This window comes from Nonomuraea aurantiaca, assembly GCF_020215705.1.
GTDB classification, from domain to species: Bacteria; Actinomycetota; Actinomycetes; order Streptosporangiales; family Streptosporangiaceae; genus Nonomuraea; species Nonomuraea aurantiaca.
The window spans coordinates 25,494-37,681 of record NZ_JAIWNB010000039.1 but is presented as its reverse complement, the minus strand read 5'-3'; the positions used below and the strand labels follow the sequence as shown (position 1 = coordinate 37,681).

General features: G+C 68.2%; 11 protein-coding genes and 2 pseudogenes. 4 read left to right on the top strand and 9 right to left on the bottom strand.

Annotated features, from left to right (window positions below):
* Nucleotides 1-378: 378 nt before the first annotated feature.
* A pseudogene (locus tag LDL49_RS49950) lies at nucleotides 379-714 on the top strand (IS5/IS1182 family transposase); the annotation flags it as partial.
* A 138-nt stretch (nucleotides 715-852) separates the two neighbouring features.
* Here LDL49_RS49950 and LDL49_RS49945 read toward each other — a convergent pair.
* From LDL49_RS49945 to LDL49_RS49930, 4 genes and pseudogenes are all read right to left on the bottom strand, one after another.
* Nucleotides 853-1,638 (bottom strand): annotated as a pseudogene (locus tag LDL49_RS49945) (IS256 family transposase); the annotation flags it as partial.
* Between the two features lie 190 nt (nucleotides 1,639-1,828).
* Nucleotides 1,829-3,127, bottom strand: a complete 1,299-nt coding sequence (locus LDL49_RS49940) for a tetratricopeptide repeat protein (RefSeq protein WP_225302005.1) — start codon at nucleotides 3,125-3,127, stop codon at nucleotides 1,829-1,831.
* Nucleotides 3,124-3,603: a hypothetical protein gene (locus tag LDL49_RS49935; RefSeq protein WP_225302004.1), complete on the bottom strand. Its 480-nt coding sequence runs from the start codon at nucleotides 3,601-3,603 to the stop codon at nucleotides 3,124-3,126. Before LDL49_RS49935 ends, LDL49_RS49940 begins: the two co-directional genes overlap by 4 nt.
* A gap of 327 nt (nucleotides 3,604-3,930) precedes the next feature.
* Entirely contained in the window at nucleotides 3,931-4,140 is a 210-nt protein-coding gene (locus LDL49_RS49930; protein WP_225302003.1) for a hypothetical protein, read from the bottom strand.
* A gap of 284 nt (nucleotides 4,141-4,424) precedes the next feature.
* Here LDL49_RS49930 and LDL49_RS49925 point away from each other — a divergent pair, with 284 nt between their 5' ends.
* Entirely contained in the window at nucleotides 4,425-5,408 is a 984-nt protein-coding gene (locus LDL49_RS49925; RefSeq protein ID WP_225302002.1) for a hypothetical protein, read from the top strand.
* Nucleotides 5,409-5,808: 400 nt separating this feature from the next.
* Here the strand turns inward: LDL49_RS49925 and LDL49_RS58850 are convergent, their stop codons facing one another.
* Together LDL49_RS58850 and LDL49_RS49915 are read right to left on the bottom strand one after the other, a co-directional pair.
* Entirely contained in the window at nucleotides 5,809-7,179 is a 1,371-nt protein-coding gene (locus tag LDL49_RS58850) for a LuxR C-terminal-related transcriptional regulator (RefSeq protein WP_225302001.1), read from the bottom strand.
* A gap of 50 nt (nucleotides 7,180-7,229) precedes the next feature.
* Nucleotides 7,230-7,442 (bottom strand): hypothetical protein, encoded by a 213-nt coding sequence (locus LDL49_RS49915; RefSeq protein ID WP_225302000.1) that lies wholly within the window; start codon nucleotides 7,440-7,442, stop codon nucleotides 7,230-7,232.
* A gap of 344 nt (nucleotides 7,443-7,786) precedes the next feature.
* Here LDL49_RS49915 and LDL49_RS49910 point away from each other — a divergent pair, with 344 nt between their 5' ends.
* Nucleotides 7,787-8,002: a hypothetical protein gene (locus LDL49_RS49910; RefSeq protein WP_225301999.1), complete on the top strand. Its 216-nt coding sequence runs from the start codon at nucleotides 7,787-7,789 to the stop codon at nucleotides 8,000-8,002.
* A 49-nt stretch (nucleotides 8,003-8,051) separates the two neighbouring features.
* Here the strand turns inward: LDL49_RS49910 and LDL49_RS49905 are convergent, their stop codons facing one another.
* On the bottom strand, nucleotides 8,052-8,534 hold the full coding sequence (locus LDL49_RS49905; protein WP_225301998.1) for a hypothetical protein: 483 nt from the start codon (nucleotides 8,532-8,534) through the stop codon (nucleotides 8,052-8,054).
* 4 nt (nucleotides 8,535-8,538) lie between these two features.
* Between LDL49_RS49905 and LDL49_RS49900 the strand changes: the two genes are divergently transcribed.
* Nucleotides 8,539-8,877 (top strand): hypothetical protein, encoded by a 339-nt coding sequence (locus tag LDL49_RS49900; RefSeq protein ID WP_225301997.1) that lies wholly within the window; start codon nucleotides 8,539-8,541, stop codon nucleotides 8,875-8,877.
* 294 nt (nucleotides 8,878-9,171) lie between these two features.
* On the opposite strand, the gene LDL49_RS49895 is transcribed toward LDL49_RS49900, so the two are convergent.
* Both LDL49_RS49895 and LDL49_RS49890 read right to left on the bottom strand, forming a co-directional pair.
* Nucleotides 9,172-10,599, bottom strand: a complete 1,428-nt coding sequence (locus tag LDL49_RS49895; RefSeq protein WP_225301996.1) for an aldehyde dehydrogenase family protein — start codon at nucleotides 10,597-10,599, stop codon at nucleotides 9,172-9,174.
* A gap of 30 nt (nucleotides 10,600-10,629) precedes the next feature.
* A complete protein-coding gene (locus LDL49_RS49890) occupies nucleotides 10,630-12,180 on the bottom strand; it encodes a GMC family oxidoreductase (protein ID WP_225301995.1) in 1,551 nt (516 codons plus the stop codon).
* Nucleotides 12,181-12,188: the final 8 nt, after the last annotated feature.

Below are 12,188 nucleotides of genomic sequence, written 5' to 3'. Positions count from 1 at the left end.
CGGGCTTCCTTCTCCTCTTCGTCTCGCCAGGCGAGGTAGCGGGCGAGGGCGTCTTGCTCCATTTCGTCTTCGATGGATTGCACTATGGCCAAAGCCCGCTCTTCGAGCTCGCGCTCCCACCGGCCATCTCGCAGATCACCTCGACCTGCTCACCACGATCGATGAGTTCCTCCGCAGCGGCGACGACGTCTGCCAACTCCTTGCCGCTCACTGCTCCACCGGGCCCGGCGACAACGGCAGACTCGCCGCCTATACCCTCATCGACCTGTTCAGCTTCACCGTCGCCGGTCTACGCCACCAACTTCAACCCAGCCGTGACCAGCACTGACCCCTCGGCACATCCAGCCGTACTTACCTCAGCACTCCAAGAAGTACGCCGACAACCTCGGCCCGCTGCCTGACGACATCACAGTGCACCTGGACGCCGGCTACGACTCCGGCAAGACCCGCGAGGAACTGGACCGCCGCGGCCTGACCGGCGAGATCGCTCACAAGGGTGACAAGGCCCCCATTCAAGCCGGTCAGCGTTGGCATATCGAGCGGACCAACGCCTGGCACAACGCCTTTGTCAGGCTCGCCCGCTGCCACGAACGCCAAACGGCCATCGTCGATGCGTTCTTCGACCTCGCCGACGCCATCATCACGATCCGTAGCCTGATCCGCCGAGCCTGGATCACCCACCGCTGGACCAACCGCCCCGAACGACGCCGCTGACGATCACCTATCGGCGCGACCTCTTAGCCGATGAGGTTCACAGCGCGGCGGAAGGTCGTGGCGGCGGCTTCCAGATCTGCGAGGACCTTGCGCCAGTCCGCGGTCTCGTCTTCGTCCATGTCGACCCAGTTGGGAGTGTCAACTTAACGGCTGATCTTGGTTGTTGAAGTGGCTAGAGGTTGGCAGGGTGAGGCGGCCTTCGAAGGCGATCTGGAAGGCGTTCAAGGGCGCCTTCCAGCGCATGGTCCATCTTTTGCGGCCCTTTCCGGTGGGATCCAGGCTCATCAAGGCCATGAAGACACACTTCAGGGCCGCGGTCTCGTTCGGGAAGTGGCCCCGGGCACGCACCGCCTTGCGGATGCGGGCGTTGACGCTCTCGATTGCGTTGGTGGAACAGATGACCTTGCGGATCTCGACGTCGAAGGCCAGGAAGGGCACGAACTCGCTCCAGCTGGTCTCCCACAGGCGCACGATGGCCGGGTACTTGCGCCCCCAGACTTCGGAGAACTCATAGAAGCGCTCCAGCGCCGCCTCCTCGGTCGGGGCGGTGTAGACGGGCTTGAGCGCACGTGCGATCTTGTCCCAGTCCTGGCGGGCGGCGTACCGGAACGAGTTGCGCAGCAGGTGGATCACACACGTCTGGACGATGGTGCGGGGCCAGACCGCCTCCACCGCCTGCGGCAGGCCCTTGAGCCCGTCGCAAACCAGCATGAGCACGTCGTCCACGCCGCGGTTCTTCAGCTCGGTCAGCACCGCCAGCCAGTGCTTGGCGCCCTCGCCGCCGTCGCCGGCCCAGATACCGAGGATGTCGCGGTGACCTTCGACGGTGACGGCCATGACCAGGTAGATGGGCCGGTTGGCGACGTGACCGTCCCTGATCTTGACGTTGATCGCGTCCACGAACAGGACCGGGTACACGCGATCGCGGCAGAACTCAACCACCGACCACGGGAGATCCATGGTTTCCGATCACCTGCAGAGGTCTACTCTGAGCGTCTGACCAGTGGTGATGCATTGATCGTTTGAGAGCGTCATCGTTAAATGAAGCGATCGCTACCCCTTGATCCACTGTTTTCCGCCTGTTCCGTCCAATGGGCAAGCTTCTGGCGAGTGTTCAGGGTGTGAGGGTGACTGCCCCCAGGACGCGTTCGCGGATCGAGAGCAGGACGGCGAATTGGTCGCGGGCGGCGGCCGCATCTCCCGCCTTGCCCGTCCAGTAGGCGAGGTTGTTGCGGGTAACCAGGGTTTCGGGGTGCTCGGCACCCAGGACGCGTTCGCGTACGGGAAGCAGCGCGGCGAACTGGTCGCGGACGGCGGCGGCCGCGTCCCCCGCCTCCCCCATCCAGTAGATGAGCTGGTGCCGGGTGGTCAGGGTGTCCGGGTGGTCGGCGCCCAAGATGTGCTCGTCGAGGGACAGTAAGGCGGCGTAGTGGTCGCGGGCGGCGGTCGCATCCCCCATCCGCCCCGTCCAGCGAGCGAGCTCATGCCGGGTGATCAGGGTGCTGGGGTGGTCGGCACCCAAAATGCGCTCTTTGATAGGGAGGAGGGCAGCAAGCTGGTCGCGGGCGGTGGTCGCATCTCCTGCCTCCCCCTCTATATAGGCGAGGTCATGACGGGTGGCCAGAGTCTTCGGGTGCTCGGCGCCCAATGCTGCCAACGCGTAGGTGTGCACCTGGTGCTGGAGGTTAAGGGCCGTGGTGTAGTCGCCGGTGGCCCTGAGATAGGTGATCAGATGCTCTAGACCGGGTGAGTCGGGCGGAAGTACTTTCCGGGCATGTGGCAGAAGGACTTGGTAGGCGGGCCAATTGGCCAGTTGCTCTGGGTCATCGGGGAGGGCGGACTGCAGTAGGTCGGCGGCCTGGTCACGGGCCACCGCGCGTTGCTCATCGGTGAGCTGGGCCAGAGTGGTGGCCTGGATGAGACGGTGCACGCTGATCAGGTCCTGCGGCTCATACGTCCTATGGCCGCCGGGGTCGGTGGTCAAGGTGATGAGGCTGTAGGAGGCCAGCAGCGCCAGCGCCTCGTCGATCTGTTGTTGGTCGGCATCGGGCAGGCGGTCCAGGACAGCGCAAGGCAGGTGGTCGGGGGCGAAGCACGCCAGCAGGTTGAGCACGTGGCCGGCCAGCGGGTTGATGGTGTGGATGCGGGCGTGGCTGAGCGTCAGCACCTTGGCCACCACCCGCTCGGCGTCGCCGCCGGCGGTGGCGGCGGCGTGCATGCGGTCGGGGGTGTCCTTCAGCAGCTGCAGGTACGTGGCCAGGGTCGTGCGGGGGGTGCGGACGATGTAGGCGCCGGCCTGGGTCAGCGCCAAGGGCAGGTCCCCGAGCTGTTTGGCCAGTTCCTCCAACGCGTCGGTGTTGGCGGCGGCGGACGGGCCGATCAGGTCGGCCAGCAGGGCGATGGCGGTGGTCATGGCTCGTTGATGATCTGGTCGCCGTCGGCCTGATATACCCGGCCCTGCCCCGAGGCCTGCGCCCGCATCTGTACATTCCGCGTGCCGTCACCGGTCGAGGCGATGCCGGTGTTGTCGCCGCCGGCGGCGATCGACCGCTCCCCCGAGGCCGCCACTTGCGGCGGCGTCTCCGGCCCGGCATCCGATCGATCAGGTACGACCGCAGCGGCGGTCGGCTGGGTGCGGTCGGCGCGCAGCTGCAGCAGCAGCGCCGCCACCGCGACCACCAGTCCGGCCGCGCCGATGAACATGCTCACCACGCTGGCCCGCTGATCCAGCACCCCCAGCACGTCCGCCGGCAGGTGCAGCGGGTCGGCGAAGAACCCGACGAGCCCCAGCGCCAGCAACGCCACCATCGCCACGATCGTGGCGATCGCCACCCATCGCCACGCCCGCGAACGGGGCGCCGACCCTGAACCCCCTGGCGACTTTGACATGTCTCCAGGGTGCTCCCATACCGGCGCGAGCGGGACCCATAGTGACGAACGCGTTACCCGCCATCCGATCCAACTGCGAAGCGGTTGTGTCCGGGACGGTCTGCAGAGATCGCCAGCCCTTATGTCAGCCTGCGCCGCGCAGGGTTAGCAGAAGCGGGGGAACCTCAGGCCATGATCGGTCAGTTATCGGAGCGCCGCCAAGGCCGCCGCCCAGGGCGCCGTCGAACAGGCCCGTGCCGCCGACGTCCGCGCCAGCCGGGCCCGCTGGCAGGAGGGGCGCGATCCTGCCGCCCGGCGCCGGTGAGTGGTCCGGACGCAGAGCGGTCCTCAACGAGGCCTGCGAAAGAACGATCCGAGCAGGTCACGCAGCACGTGTCGGGCATTGGCCCGGGTCGCGGGATCGTCGGCGAACAGGGCCCTCCCCACGGCCAGGCCCACGAAGGACAGCATCGCGGCCACGAACACGATGAGCGCCACTCCGGCGATGCTCCACGCCGGCCCGGCCCCCGCCAGCAACTCCACCAAGATCCCAGTCATCTCACGCGCCTCCTCAATGCGTGCGTCGGCTGCCGAGGGCATCGGTGCAGGCGACCTGACGCCCGTCCGCTCCCCCGGGACGGCTCTTCGAATGAGCCGCTGACTCCACGATGAGACCGCGCCGGACAGGCTTGTTGATCTTTGGCGGAAGTCGTCCCGTATTGGTTCTGGACCCGCTCTGAGCCCGGGCCCGCAGTGTTCGTCCGAGACACCCGTGCGCGCATCTCTGTGCCGCTACCGTGGCTGGTTGGCAGAACTTGGCACTTATTGGCGAGGGCCGGAACATGCGCAGAGCGATCGACCTGCCGGGCGAGGACGTCCTGCCGCCTGGAGCACTGCGGACGATGACCGCGGCTCTGCACGATCTGTATGTCGGAGCCGGACGACCGGGTACTGGCCGGATCTCCAAAGCCATCAACGAGAGCGACGACTACCCGGGCATGATCAGCGATGAACGGGTTCGCCAGCTGTTGCGCGGTCAAGGCGGGATGCCCGAGTGGCTGCGCTACCTCTCCGTTGTCCGCTACCTCGCCGATCACCACACGCCTGCACGCGACCGAGCCGAGCAGGAGGTGCGATTCAAGCTGCTCTACGACGCGGCCTTCGCCGCCGCCCAGACCGCCCAGGCCAGGCCCTCCTCCGAGCCGACTATCAGCCCGGCATCCGCCCAACCCCGCGCCCATCGCGTCCAGGACAAGCCCGCTCCCGTCGCCGACTCCCCCCACACTCCGGCCACCGGCGGGCTGGAACTGCTCAAGGACAGCCTGCGCGCCCACGGCGGCCTGCCCCTGCACGTCGTCGAAGAAGCCGCCAGAGGCCTGTGCACAGAGCTGCAGAACACCGCCGGGGCGATCATCGCTGACATCGAGCTGCCGGCGGACGTCCTGGTCGAGGTGAAGTTCATGGACGGCAAGCCGGACACCACCTACGGCGGCCGCCCCTACCAGCCCCTGCGTATCCACCAGCTCGGGCTCACGCTGATGCTGTCGATGGACCAGCCCTTCAAAGTCCGGTCCGTGGCTGGGATGCTCCCCGGCATCGCCACCCACCGCGACAACGACCAGTCCTTCATCGTCGTCGACCCGACTCACCCGGACGTGGCGCCGCTCTACCTCCACGTCTCCGATCTGCACCCCGGCCCCACCGACGACGCCCGGCAACGCATCCGCGCCTGGGTCAGCGGTCAGGTGGACCTGTTGTTCACCACCGCCGCCACGAGCTACAACGCCACCCGCGAAGCTCACGGCTACCGCGATCCCGCGCCCTGACCTCACGATCCCCACGCCGCCTGCGCGCACCCGCACCGGCGGACGACCGGTCGCGGTCATCAACGACGCGTTCGCCGCCTCCCTTCGCCCGGCCACCCCGCGCGTCCCCCCGGGGGCGCTGGCCGGGTGGCGACAAAGCCGTGACTCTGCCGCCCGCCGACGCGGCTGACCAGCCCCGGAACTGTGTCCCTAAAACGATCCCGAAAAATCATGAGTCGGCTCCCTTGTGTTCCGGGATTGTCGCTTTCCGGAGTCGCGTGCACAGATTCCCGAAGTCGTGTGCACACGACTGCCGAGCTGGGAGCCTCAGGGGGGTTGCAGCCATCGAACGGCCACTGGCCGGTTCTGATGTGGGCAGGTCGCTGGATCGGCCTACGAATCCTTGGCGGCGGTCTCCTTGTCATGCCGGGAGAGCCGGGTTGGGACGGACCGGGGCACCTTGTTGGGGAGAGGAGGGGTAGCTGGCCTGGAGCGCGGTCAAGACAGCAGCAACTCGGCGGCTGCTGTCGGGGGTGTCCTTCAGATCGAGCCGTGCGAGAATCGCGGTGATGTAACCGTCGACGGTCTTCTCAGAGATATGCATGCGTCGCGCGATGCCGCTGTTGGATAGCCCTTCGGCCATCAGCATGAGGGCTTCCCGCTGCCTGGGTGTGAGTCGGCTGATCTTGTCCTGCGTCTGCGAGCGAGTTAGCAGCTGCTGGACGAGATGCGGGTCCATGATGACCTCGCCGGCGACGACCCCGTGGAGGGCAGCCAGGATAGTCTCTAGATTGTTAGTGTCCTTCACGAGGTAGCCGACGCCGTTGCCGGTCAGCACAAGGCGTTCGGCGTACGCGGCTTCGGCAAAGGCCGCCAGGACGAGCACCCCCAAGTTCGGATGGCGCTGACGGAGGTCGACGGTGCCGACGATGCCCTCATCGATGTGGGCGGGTGACGTGGAGACGCTGACAACCACGGCATCCGGCAGTGACTTCCGCATCAAATGGCGAAGCTGCTCGAAGTCATTCGCCACACCGGTGACATGAACGCCCTCCGTCTCCAGGAGCATCTTCAACCCGTCGCGGTAGGGTCCAGGGTTGTCGCAAATCATCACTCGTATCGCAGCTGGGCCTCTGGAGCCGCGGGACTCGGCTCCAGACGCTGAAGGGAGTCGGGCGGCCGCACCTGATTGGAGGCGGTCGAGGAGAGCCTCTAGGTCCGCGCAGCGGGTTTCGGCGGCAGCGCGGCGCTCGTGGGCGAGGTTCAACTGGCTGGTGAGATCGGCGATCTCGCGGTTCAACCGGTCGCGGTCGGCGTCCCAGTCGGCACGCATGCGGGTGTTGTCGGCAGTGAGATCGGCGAGCCGTCGTTCGCGGCCGGTAAGTTCGGTTTCCAGTCGGTTGACGTGGCGTTCGCTCTCACGGCGGGCGGTGAGTGCGATGTCGAGTTCGTCGGTGACGCGCCGAACCTTGTAGTCGTGAGGGTGGGCGACTTCGAGCGCGGCCAGCTGGAGGTCAACCAGATGGCCCTGGGCCTCCTCGGTAAGCGGGGTGCCGGCCTTGACCCGCAGGGCGAACAGCCGGTCCAGGAGCCACCGCTCGCGGGGGACGCGCTTGCCGTTGAGGTAGCGGGACAGGCTGCCTTTGTCGATGATCCCCTGGCTGGTGGCACAGAACTGGCCGAGGGTGAGACCGACAGTGTCGAACAACCGCTTCAGCTCGGTCGCGAACAGGACGACCTCGGTCCGCTCTTCCACGAGGGCGTGCCGGGCGGTGCGTTCGATGTCAACCACATGTCCATCATCTCCATGAGCGCCCGGATCCGCCCGAATGTCGAGGACGCTCACCGTTTGCCGATGACGTCGTGGAGGCCGCGGACTGTCCCGCCGAACGCGGCGATCCCGGTCAAGACCGCGGCCGGCGGGACCACGCCGGTCCACAGGGTGAGGGCCCCCACGACGACTCCGGCGGCAAGGGCGAGAGCAAGGATGACCGCCGCCCGCAGCGACAGCAGCGGCACGGGCGGTTGATCAGGGTTGGGGGCCTGTCGGGCCATGGTCGGGGTTCTCCTCATCATCGTGATGGGCTTGATGACCCCATGAGGCCATACCGCCTCGGTGTTGCGCTTTTCTGCAACGGCCGCAAGCGTTGCCACCCCGTGCAACGCCTGGACACAGCCGCGCAGCCGCCGCCCGAACCCCAGGGCTGGATTGGAGCAACTGCTGACAGCGCCCAAGGAACCAGGGACGCCCTTTCCCAACAAACCCCTCGATTACCGCCACCCCGCACGCCGACATCGAGCTGGAAGGCCTGCCGGGGTGGCGCCTCAGCCAGACGCTGGCCGACCACGACGACGGCCGCTGGCACGTCATCACCCCCGACAGCACGAACATCGGGCACGTGACCCGGGTCGCCTACGGCAAGCGCCCGCAGTGGCAGACCACCGCCGGCGACCGCACCAGGAGCGATCCGCACCTGTTCCCGGTCACCCCCATGCTCGACGACCCCGGCCGCGGCTCCGCCGACGATCTGTGGCGTACCCGAACCGCCGCCGCCCAGGCCGTCGCCCTGTGGCACGACCCGGATCTGCGGGACATGCTCAGCAGCGGCCAGTAGCCCGGAGTGGGGTCACGTGGGGCACGGTGGCGGCCGTGTTGGGCGCGGATCACATGTTGCTTTGGGCCCATCGCAGCTCGTTTACGACCTCTTGCAGGTGAGAGACGGTGTCGGGAAGGCCCCGCAGGGAGGCCGCGGCGTTCCGGAGCGCCGCGACGGTGTCTCCATCAGGGAGGTCGCCCACCACGGCGCAGAGCACATCAACGAGCTCGCTCGAGTTGTGCAACTTTGTCGCCGCGTCCATGAGGCCAGGAAGCACGTCAGGGAGATGCTGGAGAGCGAGACTCGCCTGGGCAAGCATGGGGGCATAGTCTTCCAGGCTCACCAGCTGGTCAGAGGAACTGCTCAGCATGGTGATGAGGTCTGGATCGAGACCTGCCGCGTTCAGCCGCGCTTCGGCCAGTTCGTCGATGAGGACACGCAAAAGTGCTGCCGCTTCTGCGTTGGTGGCGGCGAACTCGTCAATTGCCGAGTTCATCCGGTCAGCGAGCGATTCGTTGGCCTCGACGAAGATTTCGTCGCCACCGGCCACGTGCATGCTGCTCGGATGGGCGGCGATCGTGGCCGCCGGGCTCGGCGTGGCGTGGGCGACCGCTCAGTCCTGGCTGTCGATCTTCGTCATGGTGGGGCTCGCGGTGTTCGCGGCGCCGTTCCTGCCGGCCGTGCCGGCCGTGATCCTTGAAGGGCGTTCGGGATGGCGGGCGCTCGGCCGCGGCTACCGCCTGGCCGGCGATCGGCTGGCGCACGCCGGGGCCGCGCTGCTCGTGGGCGTGCTGGGGGTGCCCGCGCTGGCTTCGCGTGGGCCAGGCAGGAGCGCACCAAGACGGGACCCGTCGGTGCCAGCGCCCGCCTGGCCGACGGCCGCCTGGTCCTGACCGCCTGGTCCTGACCGCCTGGTCCTGACCGCCTGGTCCTGACCGCCTGGAACGCGGACCCCCAGGTCCGGAGCCGCCTGGGGAACGCCGTCCGGCTCGGCCTGCTGATCTGCGACGGCAACGGGTGCGTGCCCCCGGCGGGCGGCAAGCCGCTGTCCGAGCCCACCTTCGACCCGCAAGGCAGCTCCGTGGCCCTCGCCGTACGCCCGGACGGCGGCCTGGTCGTCGTGGAGACGCGCCGGAACGAGAGGCCGCCACGACCGGCGCGACCCCTGCCTGGAGCACGGCCCCGTACTACCCGTGGTTCGTGGACGGCGAGTAGAGCATCGACACCGGGCGGGTGGCGGCGTCGAACGACGCCGCTGCCCCGGTCGCACCCATCCCGCTGACCCCCCACGGCTCGTAGACCATGTTGACGCCACCGTGTTGCCACTCGTTGATCCACACGAGAGCGGCGTTGATCTCCCTGCAGCGCCGCAGGTTCTCGGGGGTCGAGGAATAGACCGTCGCCGCGAGTCCGAAGCTTGTGGTGTTGGCCAGGTCGATGGCTTCGGCGAAGGAGTCGACCACGGTGACGGGGGCGACCGGCCCGAAGGTCTCCTCTTTCATGATGCGCATGTCCGAGGTGACCTCGGTCAGCACCGTCGCGGGGTAGAAGTATCCGGGCCGGTCTGGTTGCCCGCCACCGCAGAGCAGCGTCGCCCCGCGGTGGACGGCTTCGTGGACGTGGTCGTGCACGATCCTCCTCTGGGTGTCGTCGACCAGTGGTCCCAGGCCCGGGGAGTAGGGGTCGTCGCTCATCGTCCAGCCTTCGGCTTCGGCCACGAGGGCGGCGATGAACTCGTCCGCGACCGCGCGGTGAACGTAGATCCGCTCCGACGATGTGCAGATCTGTCCGCTGTTGAGGAACGTCGACGTCGCGACCGCCTTGGCGGTGGCGGCCACGTCGACGTCGGCGTCGACGAGGACGGGGTCGTTCCCTCCCAGTTCCAGGATCGTTCGCTGAAGGCGCTTGGCCGCGGCGACGGCGACGCTGCGGCCCGCCTCGACAGACCCGGTGAAGTGCACCAGCTTGACCGCCTCGTGCTCGGCCAAGGGCTTGCCGGCGCGCGCGTCGCCCAGGAGAAGGTTCACCACGCCTGCCGGAAGGTCGCACAGCTCGACGAGCCGGGCCGCGGACAGCGGCGCCTTCTCCGAGGGCTTGATCACCACTGTGTTGCCGGCGGCGAGCAGGGGGCCGAGGGCTCCCAGGATCGAGGTCACCGTGAAGTTCCAGGGCACGATGAGTGCCAGCACGCCCAGCGGCTCACGGATGACCACTGTCCGTCCGGACTCGCCCGGAGCTGTGACGTCGGCGACGAACGGATAGGACCGCGCCCGCTCGATGCCGAGCCGGAACGAGGCGATTCCGCCCGCGATGAACTGCTCGGCGAGCGGGACAGGCTTGCCCATCTCCCGGTTCTCGAGTTCCGCCAGCTCGCGCACATGCCGTTCGAGGAGGTCGGCGGTGCGGCTCAGCCGGCCGAGGCGGTCCTCGAGGTCGAGCCTCGCCCAGCCCGCGTGCGCGGCCTGCGCCGACTCCACCGCCGCCGCGGCGTCGGCGGCCGATCCGGCCGGAATCAGTGCGACGACCTGTTCGGTGGCCGGGTTGACGACGCTGCGGAGTTCCGGGTCCGCGGCTTCGACCGGGGTGCCGTCGATGATGTTGCTCAGGCGCTTCATCTGCTCGTTCCTTCTGGATCGAAGCCGGCTTCAGTGGAGCCTGCGGGCCATGTGCTCGCCGAACATCACGCAGGCGAGATGGGTGTTGGCGCGTGGGACGAAGGGGAAGACGGAGGCATCGACGACTCGGAGACCCTCGAAACCGAGGACCTCGCACCGGGGGTCGACGACCGTCTCCGGCGCGTTCGGATCTCCCATCCGGCACGTGCTCGTCGCGTGCTGCGTGTCGACCACGCTGGCGCGCAGGTAGTCGCGCAGTCGCCCTGGTGTGTCCAGGGCATCGCGCAGCGACGAATTGACCCGCCAGAGATCGCCGTCGGCGATCTCCGCGAAGCTGGAGTGGGCCACCAGGTCGCCGAGGAGCCTGATGCCCGCTTCCAGGCGGTCGATGTCGCGCTCGTCCGACAACATGTTCAGCGCCACCCGGGGCTGCGTGCTCGGGTCGGCGCTTCGAAGCTTCAGCGTTCCGCGCGAGTAGGTCCGGTTGACGAACACCCCGACGGCACCGGCGCCGGCGCGCACTTCGGCCGCCGCCATGGCCAGCGCGTTCTGGTTGAGGGCGGCCAGCATCATGTCGTTCCCGCCGGGCACGGTGCCGCTGCTGTAGCGCACGCAGCAGTTCGTGTGCCGGTCGGCGGGGCCAGCCGAGGCCGCTTCGGTGAGCGGGATGCCTATCAGGGCCATCGGATGGTCCTGGAGCCCACGGCCCACCGGCAGATCGGCACGGACCTCGATGCCCAGCCGTCGGAGGTCATCGGCGGGGCCGATGCCCGAGCGCATGAGGATCGAGGGCGAGGCCGTGGCGCCCGCGCTGAGCGCGACCTGGTTCGCGTGGAAGGCCGATCCGTTGGCCAGCCGGACGCCGACTGCCCGAGCACGTTCGAAGAGAACCACGTCGACCAGGCTGTCGCCGCGGATGGTGAGGCCCGGGTTGTCGCGACGTGGCTCCAGGTAGGCGTCGTGGCACGAGACCCGTCGACGGTCGATCGAGTTGATGGGGTAGGGAGAGACGCCGGTCGCGCCGGGTGCGTTGACGTCCGGGGCCCACCCGAAACCCGAGGCGAGCGCTGCCGCGCGGAGCGCCTGGTCGACCGAGCCCCACGTGTCGACCGGAGCCCGGTAGACGGGGATCGGGCCGGCGGTGCCGTGGTAGTCCTCGTCGCCGAAGCCGGCGTCGGACTCCAGGGCGACGAAGTCCGCCATGACCTCCGCGGACGACCACCCGGTGCAACCGGAGGCCGCCCACTCGTCGAAGTCCTCGATGGGCGGCCGGATCGCGATCTGCCCGTTCACCGTCGAGCTTCCGCCGAGGCCCTTGCCTCGCCAGTACAGGTAGGGCTCCTGGGCCTCGGTCCTGGTGGCCAGATGCCCGTCCCACAAGAACGCGTTGTAGTCGGAGTTCAGGATCGCGTTCAACGGATTCGGCGACCTCCATGCCTCCGGAAGCTGCGAGGCCGCGTAGTCCCGGCCGGCCTCGAGCAGCAGCACCCGCTGTCCCGCGTCGGCGAGCCGTGCCGCGAGTGCCGAGCCGGACGAGCCCGCTCCGACGACGATGGTGTCGTAGCTGCCTGCTGATCCCATCTGGTTTG

Coding starts and splice junctions, on each gene's coding strand:
- LDL49_RS49890 (WP_225301995.1), bottom strand. CDS start 12,180: ATGGGATCAGCAGGCAGCTACGACACCATCGTCGTCGGAGCGGGCTCG.
- LDL49_RS49935 (WP_225302004.1), bottom strand. CDS start 3,603: ATGTCAAAGTCGCCAGGGGGTTCAGGGTCGGCGCCCCGTTCGCGGGCG.
- LDL49_RS49915 (WP_225302000.1), bottom strand. CDS start 7,442: ATGGCCCGACAGGCCCCCAACCCTGATCAACCGCCCGTGCCGCTGCTG.
- LDL49_RS49900 (WP_225301997.1), top strand. CDS start 8,539: ATGCTGCTCGGATGGGCGGCGATCGTGGCCGCCGGGCTCGGCGTGGCG.
- LDL49_RS49940 (WP_225302005.1), bottom strand. CDS start 3,127: ATGACCACCGCCATCGCCCTGCTGGCCGACCTGATCGGCCCGTCCGCC.
- LDL49_RS49925 (WP_225302002.1), top strand. CDS start 4,425: ATGCGCAGAGCGATCGACCTGCCGGGCGAGGACGTCCTGCCGCCTGGA.
- LDL49_RS49930 (WP_225302003.1), bottom strand. CDS start 4,140: ATGACTGGGATCTTGGTGGAGTTGCTGGCGGGGGCCGGGCCGGCGTGG.
- LDL49_RS49895 (WP_225301996.1), bottom strand. CDS start 10,599: ATGAAGCGCCTGAGCAACATCATCGACGGCACCCCGGTCGAAGCCGCG.